This window comes from uncultured Piscinibacter sp. (assembly GCF_937952055.1).
GTDB lineage: Bacteria > Pseudomonadota > Gammaproteobacteria > Burkholderiales > Burkholderiaceae_C > Piscinibacter.
On record NZ_CALFYO010000019.1, the window covers coordinates 228,416 to 251,139 of the forward strand.

At 69.6% G+C, this 22,724-nt stretch carries 24 protein-coding genes; 4 read left to right on the plus strand and 20 right to left on the minus strand.

The window, feature by feature from the left end; all coding sequences use genetic code 11:
- Positions 1 to 2: 2 nt before the first annotated feature.
- The 4 genes from Q0599_RS08480 to Q0599_RS08495 all read right to left on the minus strand — a co-directional run bounded on the left by Q0599_RS08480 (position 3) and on the right by Q0599_RS08495 (position 3,624).
- Positions 3 to 1,175: a cytochrome D1 domain-containing protein gene (locus tag Q0599_RS08480; RefSeq protein WP_298828291.1), complete on the minus strand. Its 1,173-nt coding sequence runs from the start codon at positions 1,173 to 1,175 to the stop codon at positions 3 to 5.
- Positions 1,172 to 1,510, minus strand: a complete 339-nt coding sequence (locus tag Q0599_RS08485; RefSeq protein WP_298828294.1) for a cytochrome c — start codon at positions 1,508 to 1,510, stop codon at positions 1,172 to 1,174. Before Q0599_RS08485 ends, Q0599_RS08480 begins: the two co-directional genes overlap by 4 nt.
- 2 nt (positions 1,511 to 1,512) lie before the next feature.
- Positions 1,513 to 1,824 (minus strand): c-type cytochrome, encoded by a 312-nt coding sequence (locus tag Q0599_RS08490; protein ID WP_298828297.1) that lies wholly within the window; start codon positions 1,822 to 1,824, stop codon positions 1,513 to 1,515.
- A gap of 69 nt (positions 1,825 to 1,893) precedes the next feature.
- The gene (locus Q0599_RS08495) at positions 1,894 to 3,624 is read right to left on the minus strand and encodes a nitrite reductase (RefSeq protein ID WP_298828300.1); all 1,731 of its coding nucleotides are present in this window, start codon (positions 3,622 to 3,624) and stop codon (positions 1,894 to 1,896) included.
- Positions 3,625 to 3,847: 223 nt separating this feature from the next.
- Between Q0599_RS08495 and Q0599_RS08500 the strand changes: the two genes are divergently transcribed.
- The 3 genes from Q0599_RS08500 to Q0599_RS08510 are packed head-to-tail and all read left to right on the plus strand — an operon-like array spanning position 3,848 to position 6,277.
- Positions 3,848 to 4,864, plus strand: a complete 1,017-nt coding sequence (locus tag Q0599_RS08500; RefSeq protein ID WP_298828303.1) for a peptidase U32 family protein — start codon at positions 3,848 to 3,850, stop codon at positions 4,862 to 4,864.
- A gap of 22 nt (positions 4,865 to 4,886) precedes the next feature.
- Positions 4,887 to 5,825, plus strand: coding sequence for a U32 family peptidase (locus tag Q0599_RS08505; RefSeq protein ID WP_298828305.1), 939 nt, complete (start codon positions 4,887 to 4,889; stop codon positions 5,823 to 5,825).
- On the plus strand, positions 5,822 to 6,277 hold the full coding sequence (locus Q0599_RS08510) for an SCP2 sterol-binding domain-containing protein (protein ID WP_298828308.1): 456 nt from the start codon (positions 5,822 to 5,824) through the stop codon (positions 6,275 to 6,277). The genes Q0599_RS08505 and Q0599_RS08510 overlap by 4 nt, the downstream gene beginning before the upstream one ends.
- Positions 6,278 to 6,281: 4 nt before the next feature.
- Here the strand turns inward: Q0599_RS08510 and Q0599_RS08515 are convergent, their stop codons facing one another.
- From Q0599_RS08515 to Q0599_RS08560, 10 genes are read right to left on the minus strand one after another with little or no spacing between them, the layout of a single operon-like run.
- Positions 6,282 to 6,854 carry a hemolysin III family protein gene (locus tag Q0599_RS08515; protein ID WP_298828311.1) on the minus strand — a complete coding sequence of 191 codons (573 nt, stop codon included), beginning with the start codon at positions 6,852 to 6,854 and terminating at the stop codon, positions 6,282 to 6,284.
- Entirely contained in the window at positions 6,851 to 8,752 is a 1,902-nt protein-coding gene (locus Q0599_RS08520; RefSeq protein ID WP_298828314.1) for a 2Fe-2S iron-sulfur cluster-binding protein, read from the minus strand. Before Q0599_RS08520 ends, Q0599_RS08515 begins: the two co-directional genes overlap by 4 nt.
- Positions 8,749 to 10,176: a cbb3-type cytochrome c oxidase subunit I gene (locus Q0599_RS08525; RefSeq protein WP_298828317.1), complete on the minus strand. Its 1,428-nt coding sequence runs from the start codon at positions 10,174 to 10,176 to the stop codon at positions 8,749 to 8,751. Before Q0599_RS08525 ends, Q0599_RS08520 begins: the two co-directional genes overlap by 4 nt.
- The gene (locus tag Q0599_RS08530) at positions 10,173 to 10,694 is read right to left on the minus strand and encodes a hypothetical protein (RefSeq protein ID WP_298828320.1); all 522 of its coding nucleotides are present in this window, start codon (positions 10,692 to 10,694) and stop codon (positions 10,173 to 10,175) included. The genes Q0599_RS08525 and Q0599_RS08530 overlap by 4 nt, the downstream gene beginning before the upstream one ends.
- Positions 10,687 to 12,219: a hydrogenase iron-sulfur subunit gene (locus Q0599_RS08535; RefSeq protein WP_298828322.1), complete on the minus strand. Its 1,533-nt coding sequence runs from the start codon at positions 12,217 to 12,219 to the stop codon at positions 10,687 to 10,689. Before Q0599_RS08535 ends, Q0599_RS08530 begins: the two co-directional genes overlap by 8 nt.
- Positions 12,212 to 13,102 (minus strand): SCO family protein, encoded by an 891-nt coding sequence (locus Q0599_RS08540; RefSeq protein WP_298828324.1) that lies wholly within the window; start codon positions 13,100 to 13,102, stop codon positions 12,212 to 12,214. The genes Q0599_RS08535 and Q0599_RS08540 overlap by 8 nt, the downstream gene beginning before the upstream one ends.
- 18 nt (positions 13,103 to 13,120) lie before the next feature.
- Positions 13,121 to 14,023, minus strand: a complete 903-nt coding sequence (gene cyoE, locus Q0599_RS08545) for a heme o synthase (RefSeq protein ID WP_298828326.1) — start codon at positions 14,021 to 14,023, stop codon at positions 13,121 to 13,123.
- Positions 14,024 to 14,039: 16 nt separating this feature from the next.
- Positions 14,040 to 15,740 (minus strand): cbb3-type cytochrome c oxidase subunit I, encoded by a 1,701-nt coding sequence (locus Q0599_RS08550; RefSeq protein WP_298828327.1) that lies wholly within the window; start codon positions 15,738 to 15,740, stop codon positions 14,040 to 14,042.
- Positions 15,741 to 15,752: 12 nt separating this feature from the next.
- Positions 15,753 to 16,292 carry a cytochrome C oxidase subunit II gene (locus Q0599_RS08555; protein ID WP_298828329.1) on the minus strand — a complete coding sequence of 180 codons (540 nt, stop codon included), beginning with the start codon at positions 16,290 to 16,292 and terminating at the stop codon, positions 15,753 to 15,755.
- Positions 16,293 to 16,332: 40 nt separating this feature from the next.
- On the minus strand, positions 16,333 to 16,488 hold the full coding sequence (locus Q0599_RS08560) for a hypothetical protein (RefSeq protein ID WP_298828331.1): 156 nt from the start codon (positions 16,486 to 16,488) through the stop codon (positions 16,333 to 16,335).
- A 176-nt stretch (positions 16,489 to 16,664) separates the two neighbouring features.
- On the opposite strand from Q0599_RS08560, the gene Q0599_RS08565 reads away from it, so the two are divergent.
- A complete protein-coding gene (locus Q0599_RS08565) occupies positions 16,665 to 17,594 on the plus strand; it encodes a COX15/CtaA family protein (RefSeq protein WP_298828333.1) in 930 nt (309 codons plus the stop codon).
- A gap of 31 nt (positions 17,595 to 17,625) precedes the next feature.
- Here Q0599_RS08565 and Q0599_RS08570 read toward each other — a convergent pair whose 3' ends face one another.
- The 6 genes from Q0599_RS08570 to Q0599_RS08595 form a co-directional block, all read right to left on the minus strand.
- Complete coding sequence (locus Q0599_RS08570; RefSeq protein ID WP_298828336.1) at positions 17,626 to 18,024, minus strand: hypothetical protein; 399 nt, start codon at positions 18,022 to 18,024, stop codon at positions 17,626 to 17,628.
- A 126-nt stretch (positions 18,025 to 18,150) separates the two neighbouring features.
- Positions 18,151 to 18,855, minus strand: a complete 705-nt coding sequence (locus tag Q0599_RS08575; RefSeq protein ID WP_298828339.1) for an ABC transporter ATP-binding protein — start codon at positions 18,853 to 18,855, stop codon at positions 18,151 to 18,153.
- Between the two features lie 2 nt (positions 18,856 to 18,857).
- A complete protein-coding gene (locus Q0599_RS08580) occupies positions 18,858 to 19,604 on the minus strand; it encodes an ABC transporter ATP-binding protein (protein WP_298828346.1) in 747 nt (248 codons plus the stop codon).
- Positions 19,601 to 20,551, minus strand: coding sequence for a branched-chain amino acid ABC transporter permease (locus Q0599_RS08585; RefSeq protein ID WP_298828349.1), 951 nt, complete (start codon positions 20,549 to 20,551; stop codon positions 19,601 to 19,603). Before Q0599_RS08585 ends, Q0599_RS08580 begins: the two co-directional genes overlap by 4 nt.
- The gene (locus Q0599_RS08590; protein WP_298828351.1) at positions 20,548 to 21,429 is read right to left on the minus strand and encodes a branched-chain amino acid ABC transporter permease; all 882 of its coding nucleotides are present in this window, start codon (positions 21,427 to 21,429) and stop codon (positions 20,548 to 20,550) included. Before Q0599_RS08590 ends, Q0599_RS08585 begins: the two co-directional genes overlap by 4 nt.
- Before the next feature lie 13 nt (positions 21,430 to 21,442).
- Positions 21,443 to 22,684 (minus strand): ABC transporter substrate-binding protein, encoded by a 1,242-nt coding sequence (locus Q0599_RS08595; protein ID WP_298828353.1) that lies wholly within the window; start codon positions 22,682 to 22,684, stop codon positions 21,443 to 21,445.
- Positions 22,685 to 22,724: the final 40 nt, after the last annotated feature.

Genomic DNA, 22,724 nt, shown 5'->3' on the forward strand with positions numbered 1-22,724 from the left:
GCTCAGAAGCCCACGCGCGCCGCGCGGCTGGTGAAGAACACGCCGCTGGGTGCATCGAGCGGCAGCGTGGCGAGGGTGGCGAAGGTCTGCGTGTCGAACACCGAAACGCGGTTGGCGTCGCGCGAACTGATCCACACCGCTTCGCCGCGCGGCGTGAACTCCATGTGCAGCACTGCCTTGCCCGGCTCGAGCGTTCTCACCACCCGGCGCGTGCTCGTGTCGATGACCTGCACGCGGTCGTAGTCGGGCACCGCGAAGTTCACCCAGACCTGGCGGCCGTCGGGTCGCGCGATGGCGAACACCGGCTGGCCGGCGACGGGGATGCGCGCCACCTCGGCCCAGCTCTCGGTGTCGACCACCAGCACCTCGTGGCGGCCGATCGCCGGCAGGTAGGCGTGGCGCCCGGCCACCGCCCAGCCACGCAGATGCGGCATCTTGAACACCGGCAGGGCGGCCTCACCCCTTCCGTAGCCGGCGAGGATGCGCCGCACCTTCGGTTCGGCCGCCCACAGGTCGATCAGCGCGAGGCCGTCCTCGCCGAACAGCCCGGCGATGTAGTGGCGGCCGTCGGGCGTGACCAGCGCGTCGTAGGGCTGGCGGCCGACGTTCTCGAACCTGGTGAGTCTGGGTTTCGCGGCGTCCGACAGGTCGGCGATCCAGATCTGGTCGGCGTCGAACAGCGAGAACACGAATCGCCTGCCGGGCAGGTCGGCCAGGCCGACCACGCGCGAGCGCTGCCCGGGCGCGTACTCGGCGGGGATGTCGGCGACGAGCGCGAGCGTCTTCGCGTCGAACACCTTCACGCCGCCGGGCTGGTAGTTCTGCGCGGCGACCAGCGTGCCGTCCTGCGACACCGCGCCGCCGATCGAATTGCCCGCCTGCACGATGCGCTGTTCGATGCGTCGCGTGACCAGGTTGACCCGCGTGAGCGCGCCGTCGCGGCCGAACACGAAGGCGCTGCCGCCGTCGCGCGAGAACACCACCGAGGCGTGCGACAGGTCGCCCAGGCCCGTCACCTCGGCCAGCGTGCGGCGTTCGCTGGTGTCGACGATGGCCACGGTACCGCGCGCGCGCTCGATGACGACGCCCAGGTCGCCGGTGCCCTTGGTGGGCACGGGCGTGGTGGAGCAGCCGGCCAGCAGCGCGGCGAGGAGAAGCGACAACGCACGTCTCATCGGGACTCCTCGGGGAAGCCGCTCAACAGGCGTTCCGCGATCCAGCGCGATTCGCCGGGGCGCAGCATCGAGCGCCAGGGCGGCATGGGCGTGCCGGGGCGACCGTGCTCGATGACCGCCTGCAGCGAATCGACGGGCTTGTCGGCCAGCGCGGCGCGCGTGAGCGCCGGACCGAGCCCGCCCGCCAGCGTCATGCCGTGGCAGGAGCCGCAGTCCTGGCGCACCATGCGCACCAGTTCGCGCTGACGCGCGCTGTCGGGGGCCGCATCGGGTGCAGCGAAGACAGGCAGGGCGGCGGCCGCTGCCAGGGCGTACAACAACCGCCGCGCGTTCATGATCAGGACTTCAGGATGAATTCCACCGCCTCCTTGAGGTCGGCGTCGTTGATCTTCTCGGGCGGGTTCGGCGCCATCGGGATCGGGCCGAAGCTGCCCTTGCCGCCGGCGCGCACCTTCTGCATCAGCGTCGGCACCACGTCCTGGCCCTTGTACCTGGCGGCGATCTCCTTGAAGGAGGGGCCGACCATCTTCTTTTCCTTCGCATGGCAGGCCAGGCAACCGGCCCTCTCCATCGCGGCTTCCGGCGCGGCCCAGGCGCCCGGCGCTGCCAAGGCGATCCAGAGCGCCGCAAACAACACAGTCTTCTTCATTCGGGTCTCCACTGGTTTGCTCCAGCGGCGCCCCCCGGAGGGGGCGCCAGGCCGCTTCGCGGGCGGGCGTCAATAGACGTCGTGCTGCGTGTTGTGCACGTTGAAGTGGCCGGTCGGCGTGATCAGCTTCGGATCCTTGATCACCGTCTTCAGCTTCAGCGTCTTGTCGTCGACGACGACCAGCGCGCTCTGCTTGTCCTTGGCCGACCACACCGAGAACCACACCTCGTCGCCCGCCTTGTTGAACTCGGGCTGCACGACGCGCTTGGCGCCGTCGTCCGTCAGACCGGCCCACTCGGCGATGGGCAGGACGGTAAAGCCCTTCTCCAGATCGCGGATGTCGTACACCGCCACCGACTGCGAGATCTTCGGGTCGGGGTTCAACGGCGTGTCGACGTACAGGTGCGTCGACTTCGGGTGACTCTTCAGGAACAGCGAGCCGCCGCCCTGGCCCTTCAGCGTCTGCACCACCTTGAAGGCATGCTGCTTGTGCTTCTTCGGGTCGGTGCCGATCAGCGAGATCGTCTCGTCGCCGAGGTGGCCGGTGCTCCACACCGGGCCGTACTTCGGGTGCACGAAGTTCGCGCCGCGGCCCGGGTGCGGGATCTTGCCCACGTCGATCAGCCTCTCGAGCTTGCCTTCTTTCATGTCGACCGCGGCGATCTTGTTGCTCTGGTTCGCCGCCACCATGAAGTAGCGCTTGGTCGAGTCGAAGCCGCCGTCGTGCAGGAAGCGCGCCGTCTCGATCTCGGTGACCTTCAACGCCTTCAGGTTGGAGTAGTCCACCAGCAGCGTCTTGCCGGTCTCCTTGACGTTGACGACGAACTCCGGCCGGTAGTGCGAGGAGAGGATGGAGGCCACGCGAGGCTCGGGGTGGTACTCCTGCTTGTCGACGGTGTTGCCGCGCGTGGAGACGATCTTCAGCGGCTCCAGCGTGTCGCCGTTCATGATCGTGTACTGAGGCGGCCAGTAGCTGCCGGCGATGGCGAACTTGTCCTCGTAACCCTTGTACTTGCTGGTGTCCACCGAGCGGGCCTCGAGGCCAACGCGGATCTCGGCCACGTTGTCGGGCTTGGGCATCCACAGGTCGATCATGTTGATCTTGGCGTCGCGGCCGATCACGAACAGGTAGCGGCCCGAGGCCGACAGCCGCGAGATGTGCACCGCGTAGCCCGTCTTGACGATGTTGATGATCTTCTTCGTGTCGCCGTCGATCAGCGCCACCTCGCCGGTGTCGCGCAGCGTGGTCGAGAAGATGTTCTGGATGTTGTAGTCGTTCATCTTCTTCGTCGGCCGCTTCTCGGGCGGCACGATGACCTTCCAGGTCTGCTTCATCTGCTCCAGGCCGAACTCCGGCGGCACCGGCGGGTCGTGCTGGATGTAGCGGGCCATCACGTCGACTTCCTTCTCGGTCATCTCGCCGCTGGTCTGCCAGTTCGGCATGCCGGCCGGCGAGCCGTAGGCGATGAAGACCTTCAGGTAGTCGGTGCCCTTGCCGACGGTGAGGTCGGGCGTCAGCGGCTTGCCGGTGGCGCCCTTGCGAAGCACGCCGTGACAACCGGCGCAGCGTTCGAAGTAGATCTTGCGCGCAGTGTCGAACTCCGCCTGCGTCATCGGCGGCGCCTTCGGGTTGGTCGCCTGGTACATCGGCTCGTCGGCCATCGGCGAGGCGCCGGCCTGGTACTTCAGTTCCGGCTCGGTGACGCCTTTCTTGTCCTGCGCCGAGGCGCCGAACGACGACATCGCGATCAGCAGCGCGGCCGTCAGCGTGAGCGGCGACGCGGGATAGAGGCTTCTCATGGTGCTCTCCTGGGGTTGACGGGTGCGGTCTCTCTAGGGCGGCATCGTCGTGCGCGGGGCGATGCGCGTCCTTGAACCAGTTCAAGGTCCTTCGTGCACCCGGCACGCGCCGTGGCGGGCGCGCTGCGCCGGGCCGGGAGAGTCGCCCGAGTTTGCCCAGCCTCAAGGTCAGGCGTGGGGATGTGCCTACAGTGCCGCCGACCCGTGACCCTGGAGAGAGCCGATGAAGGATGTGCAGGCGCTGCCCGAACTGGTGTGCCCGGCCGGCACGCTGCGCGCGCTGCAGGCGGCCGTCGAGGCCGGCGCGGATGCGGTCTACCTCGGACTGAAGGACGCCACCAACGCACGCAACTTCGCCGGGCTGAACTTCGACGACGCACAGGTGCGCGACGGCGTGGCCCATGCCCATGCGCACGGCGCGAAGGTGCTGATGGCGCTGAACACCTTCGCCGATGCGCGCGATGGCGGCCCCTGGCGGCGCGCGGTCGACAAGGCCGTCGAACTGGGTGCCGATGCACTGATCGTGGCCGACACCGCGGTGATGGCCTACTGCCGCGATTGCCATCCCGCGCTGCGCCTGCACCTGTCGGTGCAGGCCTCGGCCACCAGCCATGCGGCGATCGAGTTCTACCGGCGCCGCTACGGCGTGCAGCGCGCCGTGCTGCCGCGCGTGCTGACGCTGCAGCAGGTCGGCAACGTAGTCCGCAACACCGACGTCGACATCGAGGTGTTCGGCTTCGGCAGCCTGTGCGTGATGGTCGAGGGCCGCTGCGCGCTGTCCTCCTACGCCACCGGCCAGTCGCCGAACAACGCCGGCGTGTGCTCCCCGCCCTCGGCGGTGCGCTGGCAGGACGGCGCCGACGGCGTGCGCGCGCGACTGAATGGCGTGCTGATCGACTGTTACGCGGACGACGAGCCGCGCGGCTACCCGACGCTGTGCAAGGGCCGATTCCACGTGGAGGGCGAGCGCGAGTACGCGCTCGAGGAGCCGACCAGCCTGAACACGCTGGCCATCCTGCCCGAGCTGATCGCGCTGGGCGTGAAGGCGATCAAGATCGAGGGCCGCCAGCGCAGCGCCGCCTACGTCGGGCAGGTCACGCGCGTGTGGCGCGCGGCGATCGACCATGCCGGCGCGGCGCGGGCGCGCTACAGCGTGCAGCCGGAGTGGTCGGCCGCACTGGCACGCCATGCCGAGGGCCAGCAGCACACGCTGGGTGCCTACAACCGGCCGTGGCGTTGAGGACCGACGCATGAAGGATTCGATGCATCTCCCCCACGCCTCGCGTCTGGCCCTGACCGTCGGGCCGGTGCTCTACCACTGGCCGCGCGACACGCTGATGCAGTTCTATGCCGACGTGGCCGAGAGCGCGGCCGACACCGTGGTGCTCGGCGAGGCGGTCTGTGCGCGGCGGCGCGAACTGCGCCTGGAAGACTGGCTCGCGCTCGGCCGCGCCCTGGCCGGTGCCGGCAAGGAGGTGGTGCTGGCCGCGCAGGCGCTGATCGAGACCGAGGCCGACCTGCGCCTGATCGAGCGCCAGGCCGAGCAACAGGAGTTCGCCGTCGAGGCCGGGGACGCCTCGGCGCTGCAACTGCTCGCCGGCCGCGTGCCGCTGGTGCTCGGTCCGCATCTGAACATCTACAGCCGCGAGGCGCTGGTCGAGCACGCCGGCCTCGGCGCGAGCCGCTGGGTGGCGCCGGTCGAGCTTTCGCTCGATGCGCTCGGCCTGGTGAACCCGCCGCAAGACCCGGTGCGCACTCCGCAGGGCGAGGAGATCGCCACGGAGGCGTGGGTGTTCGGGCGCCTGCCGCTGGCCTTCTCGGCACGCTGCTTCACCGCCCGCCACCATCGTGTGGCCAAGGACGATTGCGGCTTCCGCTGCATGGCCGACCCCGACGGGCTGCTGCTGTCCTCCACCGAGGGCCAGCCCTTCCTCGTGCTCAACGGCACGCAGACGCAGTCGGCCAGCGTGCAGAACCTGCTCGGTGACGGCGCCGCCTTGCGCGCGGCGGGCGTGACGCGACTGCGCCTGTCGCCCTGCGCGCAGGGCTTCAAGCAGGTGCTGAGCGACTTCGACGCGGTGATGAACGCCGGCGCGCCGAGCAACGGCCGCGCCGCCGCCTGGGCCGGACTCGGCGTGCCCGGGCCCTTCAGCAACGGCTATGCGCGGCGATTGCCGGGCATGGCGTGGAGCGACACATGAATCCTTCCCGCGATCGCACGGTGCCGGCCGGCCTGCCGGAATTTCTGGTGCCGCTGCACCGGCGCGTCCGCGCATGGGTGGAGCAGCTTCCCGTCACGCCGCCGTCGTTCGTCGCGGCGCGCGTGCTCGACCGCGTTCTGCTGCCCCGCCTGCCGCAGGATGCGCGCCGGGCGCTGGCCGGCCACTGCGTGGAGCTGTGCGTGACCGACTTCGGCCTGCGCGTGCGGCTGCGGGTCACGCCGCAGGGTTTCGCACCGGCCGGGGAACGCGGCGACGCGGCGCTGCGCATCGCCGCCAGCGGCGCGAGCTACCTGCGCCTGCTGCGCGGTGAGGACGACCCCGACCGCATGTTCTTCGAGCGCACGCTGGTCATGGAAGGCGACACCGAGCTCGGCCTGGTGCTGAAGAACACGCTCGACGCCATCGGTCCGCTGTGGCCGCGCCCGCACTGAGGCGTCATCCGCCCTGGGCGTGCCACAGCACCGCGAAGAAGTGGCAGGTGGTGCCGCCCATCACGAACAGGTGCCAGGCGAAGTGGGCGTAGCGCCACTTCGAGTCGAACAGGAAGACCACCGCGCCGGCGGTGTACGACAGCCCGCCGGCGACCAGCCAGACCGGGCCCGCCGTCGACATGCGCTCGACCAGCGGCGCGGCAGCCACCAGCGCCGCCGCCGCCCAGACCACGCCGAACAGCGACCAGCCCCAGGCGCCGCGGAGCACGCCGAGCAGGAAGGGCATGTTGCTGCCGGCGATGAACAGGTAGATGGAGGCATGGTCGAGCCGGTTCAGCCTCGCCTTGGCGCGGCCGGCCGGCATCGCGTGGTAGAGCGTGGAGACGAGGTAGAGCACGATCATCGTGCCGGCGAACAGCGCCGCGCCCGCGACGTCGGCCGCACGGCCTTGCGAGGCGGCACCGTGCACGAGCAGCGGCAGCGCGGCTGCGGCAAGCAGCACGGCGATGCCGTGGCTCAGTGCGTTGGCGATCTCCTCGCCCCGGGTTTGCGCGCGCGGCGCGGCGCTGCTTGTCATGCCGGCATCTTCGCAGCAGGCAGGAAGGCATCGCTGAAGCAGAAGCCCTCGCCCAGCCCTTGGGCGAGGAAGGCCGGCACGGCCGCCTCGACCATCTTCACCGAGCCGCACACGTAGACCTCGTGTCCCTGCAGGGCGGGAAAGTCGGCCAGCATCGCCTCGTGGACCAGACCGGTGCGGCCGGCCCACGCGTCGGCGGGCTCGGGGTCGGAGAGCACGGGCACGAAGTGGAAGTTGGAGTGCACGCGCTGCCACCGTTCGGCCAGCGCCGCCGCATAGAGGTCGGCGCGATGGCGCACGCCCCAGTACAGCCACATGGGCCGCGCCACCCCGCGCGCGAAGGCGTCCTCGACGATGCTCTTGATCGGCGCGAAGCCGGTGGCCCCGGCGACGAAGAGGATGGGCGCATCGCTGTCGCGCAGGCTGAAGTCGCCCAGCGGCCCTTCGAAGCGCAGGGCATCGCCGACCCTCATCTGCGTGAACACATGGCCGGTGAAGCGGCCGCCGGGAATGCGTCGCACATGCAGCTCGATGCAATCGCGCACCTGCGGCGGATTGGCGAACGAGAAGGCGCGGCGCTGGCCGTCGTCGAGCAGGATGTTGATGTACTGGCCGGCGCGGAACGGCAGGCTCGTGCCGTCCGGCAACGTCAGCGTCAGGCGCAGCACGTCGGGCGCCAGCGGCTCCATGCTCGCCACGCGCGCGACATGCTCGCCGAGCGGCACGCGTGAGCGGGTCCCGGCATGCTCGAGCTCGATGTCCAGGTCGGACCGCGGCGTGGCGCAGCACATCAGCGCCTTGCCCTGGGCGCGCAGCGCATCGGGCAGCACGCTGCGCTGGTACGCGCCATGGTCCACCGTGCCGTGCAGCACGGTGCACAGGCAGACGCCGCAGCCGCCGTTGCGGCACTCGTAAGGCAGCGCCAGGCCCTGGCGCAGGCCGGCTTCGAGCAGGGTCTCGCCGCTGCGTATCGTCACCGCCTGGGTCGAAGGATGCAGCGTCAACTGGTACTCGCCCGCGCGCCCTCGGCGGAACTTCGGCGGCAGCCAGGGCAGCAGCGCCAGCAGCAGCGTGCCCGCCCCCACCAGCGTCCATACCCGGCCCAGCGGCCAGAGGTCGAAGAGCGGGAAGATCGGCAGGTAGAACCAGTCGGGATTCAGCTCGGTGACTGCCACGGCGAGGTTGGCCGCGCCGCCCTGGCTCAGCACCGGCCGCAGCAGCGCCAGGCCGAGGAAGGTCGCCGCCAGGCTGAGCATGATGGCCCGCGGCGGGTGGGTACGCGCCTTGGGCACGCGCTGCACGTGCACGAACATGAGCAACAGCACCCCCAGCGGCACGCCGATGTGCATGAAGGCGAGCAGCGAGAAGAAGCGGTCGCTGATGCTCGCCGGCACGATGACGTTGCGCATCAGCGTGCCGCCGAAGCCGGGCAGCCAGTCGATCCACTCGAAGCTGGCGGTGACCACGTACTGCGCCAGCCGGTCCCAGGGCAGCATGTAGCCGTTGATGCCGGAGACGTACACGCCCCACAGCAGTGCCACGCCGGTCAGCCAGGAGAACCCGCGGAAGCCGCGGAAGCGGTCGAAGGCGAAGTGGCGCACCAGGTGCAGCAGCATCGTCAGCACCATGGCGTCGGACGCGTAGCGGTGCACGCTGCGCAGGATGCCGCCGGCGAACCACTGTCGATGCGTCAGGGCCTCCACCGACGCATAGGCGTCGGCGACGCCGGTCTCGAAGAAGGCGTAGAGGTACAGGCCGGTGCCGGCCACCACCCAGAACAGGAAGAAGGTGATCGCGCCGAGGTGGTACAAGGGATTGAGCCGGTCGCCGAAGGCGGCGTTGAACAGCGCCTCGACGCGCAGGAACCACCACTGCAGCAGTGCCTGCAGCTTCTTCATGCCGGCTCTGCCGCGGGTGCGCCGCGCCGCATGGCGCGCAGCACCACGACCACGAACAGCAGCCCGCCGACGATGGCGATCAGGCCGCCCAGGCCCATCAGGCCCATGCCGGCAACCTCCGACGCGCTGCGCAGCACCTGCTCGCCGCCGGCCACCTTGCGTTGCACGCCGTAGCCGCCCGACCAGACCAGGCCGAGGATGTGCATCAGCTGGCCGGCGCCGTACAGCGAGGGCTGCAACGCCGCCGCTCGTCCTTGCGGGGCGGCGTAGCCGAGCCGCGGCAGCAGGTGGTAGACGAGACCCATCAGCGCCAGCGTCACGCCGACGATGCAACCGTGGTAGTGGGCGGGGATGCGCACGTTGCTGCCGGCGATGAACACGCCGATCAACCCGCCGGCGGCGAACAGCAGCATCGAGGCGAGCAGCGCCGCGCGCAGCGGCTTCTGTGCCGGCGTGCAGCGCGTCGCGCCGCGAAGCGCCAGCGTCACCGCCATCGCGATCGGCAGGATCGCCAGGCCGCCGCCCAGCCGCATCGCCCAGGTGTGCAGGTTGCGATGTTCGACCGAGGCGATGTCGTGCGCCAGGTAGGCATAGGGTGTGACGAACACGCTGACCAGGGCGAGCGCGAACAGGCCGACTGCCACGCGCGGGCTGAGCGGCACGCGTGCGCCGCAGGCGCCGGCCAGCCACAGCCAGCCCACCAGCATCAGCAGCGTCCAGGTGAACTGCAGCGCATGGCCGCCGCCCCAGAAGAGGATCTCGTAGTAGGCGCGCCCGGAAAGGGCCTGCGGCAGCAGCGCGTACGACCAGCCGAAGGCGAGCAGCGCCACCGCGGTGGCCACCACGCTGGCGTTGAGGCCGAAGTGCAGCGCGCCGGCGGCGTCGAAGGCGATGCCGATGCGTGGTGCGACGGCAAGGCCGCGCAGCACCAGCACGGCCACGCCGGCGCCGAACAGCAGCAGACCGGCAACGAAGGGCGCGCCGTCGAGCACGGGGATGTAGTTCGCCATGATCGCCTCGCCGCTGCCGAGGAAGGGCGCCAGCGACATCATCGCGGCGCCGGCGCCACACAGCGCCAGCGCGGCGCGGCCCCAGCCGTGCTGCCGCGGCGTGCCGTGCAGGCTCCACAGCATGCCGGCCAGCGCGATGAACCACACCAGCACCGACAGGTCGACGTGTACCACCAGCGCGACGCGGAAGAAGTCGGCCACCGGGAACATCCGGTTCAGCCCCGGCGTGCGCGACAGCACCAGCAGCACCGAGAACAGGCCCGAGCCGATCAGCGCCAGCAGTCCCAGCCACAGCCACCCGCGGGCGAGCGCGCGGCGCGCGTCGGCGGGCACCGGCAGGGCGTACTCGTGCATCGCGGCTGCGCGCTCCGGGCGCAGGGGGGCGATCGAGGCGGGGGGGTGCAGGGTGTTCATTGCAGCGTGATCTTCTGGGTCGCGGTGTCGAAGTCGATCACCAGGATCTGGGCCGGCGCGAGCATCACGGTTTCGTCGCGCACGTGGTCGAAGCCGGTGCTGCGCGCGTCGTCGCGCAGGCGCACGGTGACGCGGTGCTCGCCGGCCTTCACGGCCAGTCGGTGGTACATGGAGGACGCGCCGTCCTTCGACAGTCCCGAGGGCCTGGCGACATGGCGCAGGGCGGGCGCGCCGTCGACGTCGAGCTCGACGACGATGGGCGAGCGCTCGCGCGGGCAGCGCAACGGGGCGCGCATGTTCGGCGGCAGCTTGGCGAGTTCCTCCGCCGTCTGTGGCCGGCAGTCGGACACCGGCTTGCCGGTGTGGCTGAAGCTGAGCTTGAGCAGCGCCTGGTCGGCGGCCAGGTGCCGGTACGGCGGCCAGTGCGAGAACACGCCGATGGCCAGCGCGAACATCCCGTACAGGAGGACCTGGCCGGACCATGCGGCCAGCGTGAGGGAGGGCTTCTTGTCATCCATGAGAGGGCCGCCCGGTGAGAGTCGCGGGGCGCATGTGGGCGCGCAGGCGGTCGAGTGCTGCGCGCAGTTCGCCTTCGTCGCCGGCATCGCACCACGCCGTGGTCCAGCGATCACGCGGCACCGAGGCGCGGAGGTGCGGCTCGCGGGTACCGGCCAGGCGCGCTTCGGTCCAGCGCTGGCCGAGGCGGAACTCGCAGCCGCCTTCGCGGCAGCCGGCAACGAGTACCGCGGCGGCGCCGTCGCGCAGGGCGTACTCGACGAAGGAGGGCGGCAGCATGCCGGTGCACATCAGGCTGAATGGCGCGACGTCGGGCCCGGCCAGCGTGGCCACGTGCGCGCCGCGGTCGCAGCCGAACACGACGATGGTCTGTGCACCGTCCGACGTCGCCAGCGCCCGCTGCAGGTCCTGGCGCAAGGCGCCGATCGGCGCGCTGGGCATGTCGATGCCGGTGACCAGCTCGGCGGCGCTGCGAAACGGCGTGGACGACGGGCAGGCGCCCACGCAGATGCCGCAGCTCGCGCACAGGTCGGCGTTCACCTGCGCCAGCTGCCGGCCGACGCGCTTGTTCGGGTGCGGCACCATCGTCACGGCGGCGTAGGGGCAGTCGTCGAAGCAGCGGCGGCAGCCGTTGCAGTTGGCCGGGTCGACCACCGCGATGGGCACCGGCGCCGCACGTTGCGGCAGGAACGGCAACGCGAACAGCAGTGCCAGCGCGGCGATCGTCAGCAGCCACACGGTGCCGGCCGAAGTCGCATCGACGAGCGGGTGCACGGCCAGCAGCAGCCAGTCGTAGGCCAGTGCGCCCGGCACGACGCCCAGGTCGGCCGGCGCGTGGCTCATCACCGGCTGGGCGACGGCCAGCGCGATCAGCATGCCGAGGCTGCCTGCCGCCAGCGCGCGCGGCGGGAACACCGCGGCGCGGCTGATGCGCTGGATGTGGAACCAGAGGCCGAACACCAGCAGCAGCGGCACGCCCAGATGGATGAAGACGAACAGCGAGAACAGGCGGTCGCTGACCGCCGTCGCATGGAGGAAGTTGCGCGTCAGCGGCGTGGCGAAGATCGGCAATGCGTCCAGCCATTCGGCGGTGGCGATCGCGGAGAACTGGCCGAGCTGGTCCCAGTTGAGCCAGAAACCACCGACGGCGCTGACGAAGGCGAACAGCAGCAGCGGGACGCCGGTCAGCCAGGAGAAGCGGCGAAAGCCGCTCCAGTGGCCGAACAGCCATTCGCGCAGCAGGTGCGCCAGCATCAGCAGCACGAAGGCGTCGGCCGCGTAGCGGTGCAGGCTGCGCAGCACCCCGCCGAGGTACCACTGCTCGCGCGACAGCGCATCGATCGAGCGCCAGGCGCCTTCGGCCGAGGTGTCGAGCGCCGCGTAGAGGTAGATGCCGCTGACGGCGAGCAGCCAGAACATCAGGAAGCCCAGGGCGCCGAGGTGGCGCAGCGGGTTCAGCGCCGACCCGAAAGCCGTGTCGAAGCCATGCTCGAGCCGGACCCAGCCGGTGCGCAGCGTCTCACGCAAGTGGTCCGCGCCTTCGCTTGCGCGCCTCGCCGATGAAGAAGACCAGCATGGTCAGCAGGAAGGTCGCGCCGCCGGCGATCTCCAGGATCAGCCCGTAGTCGGTGCGGTAGCGGCCGGTCTCGGGGTCGTAGACGGTGCAGACGATGCGCACGCGCTCGATCAGGTCGGCCAGCACCGCCTGCTCGGGAGCGGGCGCGCCGCGCAGCAGCCGGCGCAGCGGCTCGCCGAGCTGGTCGGGCGTCAGGCGTTCGCCGTAGACCTGCGCATGGACGCGGCCCTCGCCGTCGACCACGGTGACGCCGACCACATGGTCGAAGCCGGAAGGCGTGGCGCGGTAGCTGAAGCCGAAGTCGCGGGTGAGCGCGTCCACCGTCGCCGGCGGCGCGCTGAGGAAGTCCCAGTTCGGCTCATCGATGCGGTGCTGCGCGGCGAAGGCGCGCATGGCCTGCGGCGAATCCGCCGGCTGGTTGAAGCCGATGCTGATCACGTTGAAGTGCTGCGCGCCGAAGCTCTGGTACAGCGACTGCAGAGAGGCCTGCAGCGAGCGCGTGCTGGTCGGGCAGACCTGGAAGCAGCCGGTGTAGATGAAGCTGACCAGCAGCGGCTTGCCGCGGTAGCGCGACAGCGGCACGGGCCGGCCGTCGCGGTCGAGCAGCGCGTGCCCGGCCACCGAGCGGCCGATGGCGGCCTGGCTGCTGCGGATGGCGTCCTCGCGCGCCAGCGTCGGCGCCGGCGCAAGCTGGTCGACCGCTGCGACCGACACCGCCGGCGGCTGGCCCGGCGGCGTGCCTGTCGGCCAGGGGGAGGCCGCCGCGCCGGAGCACAGCGACAACGCCGCGCCGAGGGCCAGCAGCGTCAGATGGAGCAGCGGCCGGCCAGCCATGCACACGAACCCCGAGGCTTACCGGATCAGGCCATCGATGCTGGCGGCGCCGAGCAGCAGGCTCAGTTGCAGCAGCGACGCGAAGAAGGCGCCCATCGCCGTCTGGCGGCCCGGCGAACGCGCCAGGGTCCACGACTTCAGCAGGAAGTGGCTGCCGCCGGCCAGCGCCCCGAGCATGTAGACGGGCCCGGCACCGAACGCGAACGGCAGCAGCGAGGCCAGCACCAGCGCGACCGTGCTGGCGAACACCGCGCGCGCAGCGCGCTGCGGCCCCACCACCACCGGTAGCATCGGCACGCCGGCTGCCGCGTAGTCGGCCTGGCCGGCGATGGCCAGGCTCCAGAAGTGCGGCGGCGTCCACAGGAACAGCACCAGCGCCAGCAGCAGTGGCAGCGGCCCGAGCGACGGGTCGACCACCGCCGCGCCGGCCAGCACCGCAAAGCTGCCCGACAGTCCGCCGACGACGATGTTGGTCCAGCTGCGCTGCTTCAGCCACATGGTGTAGACCACGCCGTAGAAGAACGCGCCGAGGAAGATGTACATCGCCGCGCTGGCGTTGAGCACCCACCATGCCGCACCGACCGACACCCCCAGCAGCGCCGCGATCAGCAGCAACCACGCCGGCGTGTGCGGCAGGGCGCCGCTGGCAAAGGCACGCCGGCGCGTGCGCGCCATCAGGCGGTCGGTGTCGACTTCGAGGTACTGGTTGAGCGCGCCGACGCCGGCCGAGGCCCCCAGCACCGCCAGCGCCAGCACCGCCACCTGCAGCAGGCTGGGCGCTGCGCCGGGCGTGACCGCCATGCCGACCAGCGCGGTGACCATGATCAGCGTGCCGATGCGCAGCTTGAACAGGCTCACCACCAGGCGCGCGGTCTGCACCGGACTGCGCCGGATGGCGGGGGCGAGGGTGGTCGTGTTCATCGCCGTGCCCCCGCGCTCAGCTCAGACCCCAGACCTGCGAGAGGTACTTCCAGTTGATGAAGTAGTAGAGGACGAAGGCGACCAGGAACACCATCGCCAGCATGAAGGTGCCCGGCGCCGCGAAGCCGGCCGAGCCGTAGCTCTGCGCCACCACCGTGGGTGCGGTGCGCGGGATCGGCGTGAAGGTCGGGCTGCTGGCGCCGGCGTCGAGCTTCCTGCCCCACAGCAGCGAACCGACCGTGACGTAGATGTAGATGCCGCCGCCGACGATGGCCGCCACGCCGGCGATGCCGACCAGGCCCATCATCAGGTAGGCGGCGCCCGGCCATTCGTAGGCCAGCGCCGCGCCCTGGAACGCCATGTCCCAGTGGCGGCGCGAGACGCCCAGCGTGCCTGCGCCCATCATCACCAGGCAGAAGAAGTACATCGACAGGCCGAACAGGTAGGGCTGCAGCTTCGCCAGTCCGGGGGCGATCATCTCGCGCTTGAACATCACCGGGATGAGGAAATAGGTCAGCGCCATGAACGACAGCGTGGTGCCCACCACCACCGTGGCGTGGAAGTGCCCCGGCACGTAGATGGTGTTGTGGATGATCATGTTGAGCTGCTCGGTGCCCATCATCACGCCGGAGATGCCGCCGAGGAAGCCGAAGCCGATGATCGAGATGAACACGCCGGAGAACACCGGGTTGCCCCATGGCGCCTTGCGCAGCCACTCGAACAGGCCCTTGTTGAAGCCCTTGGCGCGCTGCGCCACTTCCATCGCGCCGGGGATGGTCAGGCCGTGGATCATCGAGGCCAGCACCGCGAAGTACATGAAGTAGCTGGTGTTGACGACCTTCCAGCCGGTGGACAGGCCCGGGTCGGCGAGCAGGTGGTGCGCACTGGCCAACTGCAGGAACAGGATGTAGAGCAGGAAGGCGGTGCGGCTGACGCGCTCGGACATGGGCTTGGCGCCGAAGGCGATGGCCGCCACCGCGTACCAGATCGAGATGTGCGCCGCCACGTTGATCTGCTGCGACGAGTGGCCGAAGGCCCACCAGATGGTGCGGTAGACGAGCGGGTCGACCTTGTCGATCACGCCGACCGACATCAGGAAGGTCGGGATCAGGATGATCGCGCCCGAGGCGATGGTGAACACCGCGATGATGCAGGCGGTGATGGCGCCGAAGGTGACCAGCGGCACCGAGCCCTGGTAGGTATTCTCCTTCTTCGCGACGACCAGCGTGCCGAGGAATACGAAGCAGCCGATCAGCGCGCCCACCGCGAACAGGATCAGGCCGAGGTAGAACGACGGCGCGGCCATCATCGGCACGTAGGACGTCATCATCACGCTCGAGCCGCCCTGGTAGACGGCGACGTTGTTGGTGACCGCGCCGATCACCATCAGCGCGAAGGCCAGCCAGGCGATCTTCGGCGTCGCCAGCCGGCACCTCAGCAGCGTCGACGAGCAGAAGTACAGCACCGCGATCTCGAAGAAGATGATCCAGAAGATCAGCATGTCGATGCCGTGCGCCGTGAGCACCTGGTAGAAAGTATCGGCCTCGAGCCAGTGGATCGCCGGCCAGCGCGTGAGCACCACGCCGATGGCGAGGATGCCGCCGATGAGCAGGAACACCACCGCCGCGACGGCGTTGGCGAGCATCAGCTTCTCGGCGTTGGCCTCGAACTGCAGGCCGGAGCGGGGGCAGGTACGGTACGTGGTCGCGCTGGACATGGTCGCCTCCCCTTACTTGACGTAGATGCGGCCGACCATCGTGTGATGGTTGATGCCGCAGTATTCGTTGCACACCACCGAGTAGGTGCCGGACTGGTTCGGCGTCACCGTCACCACGTGCTCGTAGCCGGGCACGATCTGGATGTTGATGTTGGCCGGCTGCAGCGAGAAGCCGTGGTTGTAGTCCATGGCCGTGAGGTGCAGCTTGTAGGTCTTGTCCTTCTCCAGCTCGAGGATGGGCCAGAAGTTCCACAGCCGCGCGATCATGTAGACGTCGCTGCCCCCTGGCGGTGCGACCACCGGGATCTTGTCGGCGGTCTCGGTGCGCACGGTGTACTTGTCGACCATCGCCTGCGTCTTGGCGGCGAACTTGTCCGGCGTGGTCTTGTAGGTCTCGGTGGAGAGGTTCTGCTTGCCGTAGATGTGCCAGCCGACCATCATGAAGAACATGATCAGGCACCAGATCAAGGCGATCACGATCCAGGTGCCTTCCACACGGTCGAGCGGGTGTTTCCACCAGAGGCGCTCTGAGGGGGGCAGGATGGCGCTCATCGGATGTCTCCTCGGGTGGTTGCAGTGATGGGCCGGGCCGCTACTTGGCCAGCGGGATCGTCAGGATGTCGATGACACCCCACAGCGTGTACAGCACCATCGGGATCAGGACGCCGAGGAAGAGCAGCAGGAAAGGGTTGTCGAGCAACTGCTGCATCCAGGGCACCGGCTCGTTGTCGTGGTCCGTGGGGCTCATCGTGGTTCTCCGGTCGGATCGATGCGCAGGACTGGCGGCGCATCACGCGCTGCGCCGATTCTGAGAACCTCTCTGTTTCGCCGACTTGAACCAGTTCAAGAATTCCGAGTGGTGCGCTGCAGCAGTGGCATCGCCGCCGGCTACGATGGGCAAGAGCACCTTCTTCGCATCACGGCATGAGCCTCACCGATCGTCGCTATCGCGTCCTGCGTCGCCTCGCGCTGCTGTGCGCGACCTTGATGCTGGTGGTGACCAGCCTGAGCGCCTTCATCCGCCAGTCCAATGCGGGCCTGGGCTGTGCCGACTGGCCGGCCTGCTACGGCCAGGAACTGCGTCGCCTGCAGCAGGGCCTGGCGGCGTCCGACGAGGTGCAGGCGGCCACAGCGACAGCGCGCCTGGTGCATCGCCTGTCGGCGTCGATGGCGCTGCTGCTGGTCATCACGATGGTGCTGGTGTGCTTCGGCTCGAGGCCGCTGTTCGTGCGCGAGGGCCTGCTCGCGCTGGCGTTGCTGCTGCTGGCGCTGGGACTCGCCGTGCTCGGCTTCTGGAGCAGCGCCGCGCGCGTGCCCGCCGTGGCGATGGGCAACCTGCTCGGCGGCTTCCTGATGCTGGCGCTGTGCGTGCGCCTGGCCACGCCGCGAGAGTCGCCGCCATCGGGCCTGCGCGCCTGGATCGCGGTCGCGGCATTGCTGGCGACGATGCAGGTGGCGCTCGGTGGCCTGCTCAGTGCCTCGCATGCCGGCCTGAGCTGCAGCGGCTGGAGCGATTGCGGACTGCGCGACGCGCTGCAGGCGTCCGGCTGGCAGAGCATGGATCCCTGGCGCGAGCCGGTGCTGAACGCCGTGCCGCCGGTCAATCCGGCAGGCGCGCTGGCCAACAGCGTGCATCGCCATGCCGGCGTGGTGCTGTCGCTGGTGCTGCTGGGGCTGGCCATGACGTTGTTTCGACGCGGGCGAACGCGAAGTGCGGCCCTGCTGACGCTGCTGCTCGTCGCGCAGGTGGCGGCCGGCGCAGCACTGGCGGCATCGATGCTGCCGCTGGGCTTGGCCCTGCTGCACAACCTGCTCGCCGCGGCCCTGCTGTCCGCGTTGGTGGCGTTGCTGTGAAGCGCTGCGCCACCGCGCAGGCGGCGCGCGATCAGTGCAGCGGGGCGGGCGCGGTGGGCTGCGAGAAGCCGCGCCGGGCGCCGCGCGGCACCGGCCGGGGCTCCTCGCGCGCGGGCGCGGCAACGGCCTGCGGCGCGTAGGCCGGGCCATGGACGCCGAGCAGGCGGCTGAGCAGCCAGCTCGTCCCGATGAACACACCGATTCCGGCCACGCTCGCGGCCGCGAGCATCGCGCCCAGCGTCCAGGGCGTGAAGGCGAAGCCCAGGCCGACGCCGGCGAGCAGCGCGGCGCCTGCCGCACGCAGGCGTCCGCGGGCGTCGAGCAGCCCGGTCACGGCGGCCACGTAGGAGGCGATGAACAGGCCCAGCAGAAGCAACTGGGCCCAGAGCAGGACGGGCGGTTGGTCGTGGAGCGCAGCGAAGGGGTTCACGTCATCACCTTTCGGGTTGGACGTGAGCATGAATCAGTTACAAGATGTTTTCCAGCGCATTCACGATGGCTCCACGCCGGCCGTGGTTCAAATCACGCACCGGATCCCCCGAACGCGGGGTGCGCACTACACCGCGCAGTAACGTTCCTGGATCTCGCGGTCGGCGAGCAGCGCGGCGGCGCTGCCTTCGTGCGCGATGCGGCCCTGGTCGAGGATGTAGGCGCGGTCCGAGATCGACAGCGCGCGTTCGACGTTCTGTTCGACCAGCAGGATGGTCGTGCCGTCGCGCTTCATCTGCTCGAACAGCAGGAACATCTCCTGCACCAGCAGCGGCATGATGCCCTCCGAGGGTTCGTCGAGCAGGATCATGCGCGGCTTGCTCATCATCGCGCGCGCGATGGCGAGCATCTGCTGCTCGCCGCCCGACAGCGAGGTGCCTTCCTGGTCCATGCGCTCGGCCAGCCGCGGGAAAGTCCTGGCGATCTGGTCGATGCGCTCGCGCTCGGCATGGCGCTCGCGGCCGGCGATCAGGCCCAGGCGCAGGTTCTCCAGCACGGTCAGGCCGGCCACGATGCGCCGCTCTTCGGGCACGTAGGCCAGGCCGCGGTGGTAACGCGCATGGGCGGGCAGGGCGAGGATCTCCTGGCCGTCGAAGCGCACGCTGCCACCGCGCTTGGCGAGCAAGCCCATGATGGCCTTGAGCGTGCTCGTCTTGCCGGCGCCGTTGCGGCCCATCAGCGTGACGATCTCGCCTGGCCGCACCTCGAAGCGCAGGCCCTGCACGACGTGGCTGCGGTCGTACCAGGCGTCGAGTGCGTCGACTTGCAGCATGGTCAGCCCTGCCCCAGGTAGACGCGCCGCACGTCGGCGTTGGCGCGGATCTCGTCGGGCGTGCCCTCGGCGAGGAACTCGCCGTGGTGCAGCACGAGCAGCCGCTCGCAGATGCCCATCACCAGCTTCATCTTGTGCTCGACGAGGATCACCGAGCGCTCGGCGGCGAGCTCGACGATGAGATCCATCATCACCTTCGTCTCCTCCGGCGACATGCCGGCGGTGGGCTCGTCCATCAGCAGCAGCACCGGCTCGGCGGCCAGTGCCATCGCCACCTCGAGCGCGCGTTGCTGTCCGTGCGCCAGGTCGGAGGCCGGCCGATCGTGCAGGTGGGCGAGGCCCACGCGCGCCAGCAACTCGTGGGCGCGATCGGTCAGCGCCTCGAGCTTCGCACGCGGCGTGAGCAGCTGGTAGCGGCTGCTGCGCATCTGCGCCGCCACGCGCACGTTCTCGTGGGCGCTGAGCTGCTTGAAGACGTTGGTGATCTGGAAGCTCTTGGCGATGCCGTGACGCGCGAACTCGTGCTGCGCGAGGCCGGTGATGTCGCGGCCCTGGAACTTCAGGCTGCCGCTGGACGGCGGGAACGCACCGCTGACGACGTTGAAGAAGGTGCTCTTGCCGGCGCCGTTGGGGCCGATGATGGCACTGAGCCTGCCGGCCTCGAACCTCGCCGTGACGTTGTTCAGCGCGACGAACTTGCCGAAGCGCATGCTCACGCCCTGCACCTCGAGAATCGGCGCTGCATTCACTTCGCGCGCTCCAGACGGCGCACGATGGTGCCCCAGATGCCCGCCGGGAAGAACAGCACGAAGAACATGAACACCGCGCCGACCACCGCCATCCAGTGCTTGGTGTAGACGGTCACCACGTCTTCCAGCGTGAGAAACACCGCCGCGCCGACGAAGGGGCCGAAGAAGGTGCCCATGCCGCCGAGCAGGCACATCATCACCGCCTGGCCCGACAGCAGGTAGTGCAGCGAATCGATCGGCACCACCGACAGGTGCAGCGCGCGCAGGGCGCCGGCCAAGCCGCAGATCAGCGCCGACAGCACGAACACCAGCAGCTTGGTGCGCGCCACGTCGTAGCCGCACGCGGCGGCGCGGCGGTCGTTCTCGCGCACCGCCTCGATCACCGCGCCGAAGGGCGAGGCCAGCACGCGCGAGACGAACCACAGCGCCAGTGCCACGAAGGCGAGGATCACGTAGTACTTGGTCACCGGGTTGATGAAGTCGAGCACCCAGGGACCGAGGTGGATCTCCGGCACCTGGATGCCGCGCAGGCCGTTCTCGCCGCCGGTCCAGCGCTCGGCCTTGTAGAAGGCGTAGTAGACGATCTGGCCGAGGGCGAGCGTGACCATCGAGAAGTAGATGCCGCGCGTGCGGATGGCGAGGAAGCCGACCACCAGCCCGGCCAGGCCGGCCGCCGCCACGCCGGCCACCACCGCCAGCCACCAGGGCCAGCCACCATGCACCATGGCGATGCCGGTGAGGTAGCTGCCCACGCCGAGGAAGGCCGCATGGCCGAAGGACAGCAGGCCGGTGTAGCCGAACAGCAGGTTGAAGCCGACCGCGAACAGGCCGAACAGCAGGATGTTGATCGCCAGCGCGTGATAGGGCATGAGCAGCGGGAAGACGAGCAGGAAGGCGAGCACCGCCGCCACGCGGTGCCGCCTGACCAGATCGAAGACCCCCTTCACGACATGAGCCCCTTCTTGCCGAAGAAGCCCTGCGGGCGGATCAGCAGCACCACCGCCATCAGCACGAAGATCGACAGCTCGGCGAGGTCGGGTGCGAACAGCGAGGTCAGCGAGAACACGATGCCGACCAGCAGCCCGGCGAGCACGGCGCCGGGCAGCGAGCCCATGCCGCCGACCACGGTGACGACGAAGCTCTCGGCGAGCACGTGGATGCCCATCTCCGGATTGACCGCGCGCGTCGGCGCGGCGAGCACGCCGGACAGCCCGGCGATGCCGGTGCCGATGCCGAACACCACCAGCCAGACGCGCGCCACGTCGATGCCCAGCACCTTGCAGATCTCGCCGTCGCGCGAACCGGCGCGCACGATCAGGCCGTAGCGCGTCTTCTCGAGGAACAGCCACAGCGCCAGCACCACCACCGCGGTGGCGACGATGAGGAACAGCCGGTACTTCGGGAAGTAGCCGATGCCCAGGTCGACCGCACCGCGCAGTTCCGGCGGCGTGGACGAGGGCAGGCCCTCGATGCCGAACATCACCCGCATCGCCTCGATCAGCACCCAGGACAGGCCGAAGGTCAACAGCAGCGGGTAGTCGATGCCGCGGCCGTACAGCGGCCGCACCAGGAAGCGCTCGGTGACCAGTCCGATGGCCCCCACCACCAGCGGCGTGAGCACCAGGCTGAACCAGAAGTTGCCGGTGAGGCCGAGGAAGTACAGCCCGACGAAGGCGCCGACCATGAAGAACGCGCCATGGGCGAAGTTCACCACGGTCAGCATGCCGAAGATCAGGCTCAGGCCGACGGCGAGCAGCGCGTACACGGCACCGAGGGCGATGCCGGTCACCAGCTGCAGCGCGAGCAGCGAGGGGGTGATTTCCATCGGAGCGGCGCGATCAGGTCGTGACCTTGTGCCCCATCTCCTCGCAGGTGCGAAGATTCTTCTCGTCCGCGGCCTCGATGGCGAGCACGTTGAACACGTCGTACTTGTCCTTCATGCTCTTGCTCTTGCTCTCGACGATGACCACCGACTGCACCGACTGGTGGTCGCACTTGCGGTAGAACTGCGGCCCCTTGTACCAGTCGTACTTGAGCTGGCGCAGCGCGATGGCGACGCGCTGGCTGTCCAGCGAGTCGGCATCCTTCACCGCCTGCAGCACGCTGCGGATGCCGGCATAGCCCAGCGCGCCGTAGTCGGACGGCACCGATCCGCCGTAGGCCTTGCGGAAGGCGTCGTTGAACTTCTTCGCGCTGGCGATCTTGTCTTCCATGCCCCAGTAGTACGAGGTGCCGCCGAGGATGCCCTCGAAGGCGTCGGCGCCGCCGGCCAGCCGCGCGGTGTACAGCAGCACCGGAGCGATGATCTTGGTGGTCTGCTTGATGCCGAAGTCGGTGGCCTGCTTGGCCGAGTTGACCAGGTCGCGGCCGAAGTTGCACAGCACCAGGATGTCGGGCTTGAGCGCCTGGATGCGCGGCAGGAAGGCCGAGTAGTCGGCGGTGCCCAGCGGGTGGCGGATGTCGGCCAGCGTCTGCATGCCGAACGCCTGCCCGGCGCGCTGGAAGCCGCGCACCATCTCGTGGCCGTAGGCGTAGTCAGCGGTCAGGTAGACCACCTTCTTGCCGAACTTCGGGAACGCGTAGCGGCCCACCGCGCCGGCGGTGAGGTGCGGATTCAGCGCCTCGTGGAAGGTGTACAGGCTCCAGTCCTTCGCCTCGTTGATGGTGTCGGACTGGCTGATCGAGTTGTAGAGCACCTTGCGCTCGCGCGTCACGGCGTTGATCGACAGCTGCGTCGCCGCCGACAGCGAGCCGACGACGAAGTTGACCTTGTCCTTCTCGATCAGCTCGAGGGTGCGCGTGGCCGCCTCGCCGGGGTTGAGCTTGGTGTCGCGCACCAGCAGTTCGCACTGCATGCCCTTGTGGCCGCCGGCGGCGTTCCACTCCTTCACCGCCAGCTCGGCGGCGCGCACCTGGTCCTGTGCCTCGGCGCTGAAGGCGCCGGTCAGCGGCACGGGGAAGCCGATCTTGATCGCGCCGGCCTGGGCACGTGCGACGTTGAACAGGGCCGGGGCGGCGGCCATGGCGGAGCCGGCCATGACGATGCGGCGGCGGCGGAGGTTCGCGGGGGTCTGGCTCATGGGCTTGTCTCCTGGCTGGGGTGGATGACGCAGGCTCTGC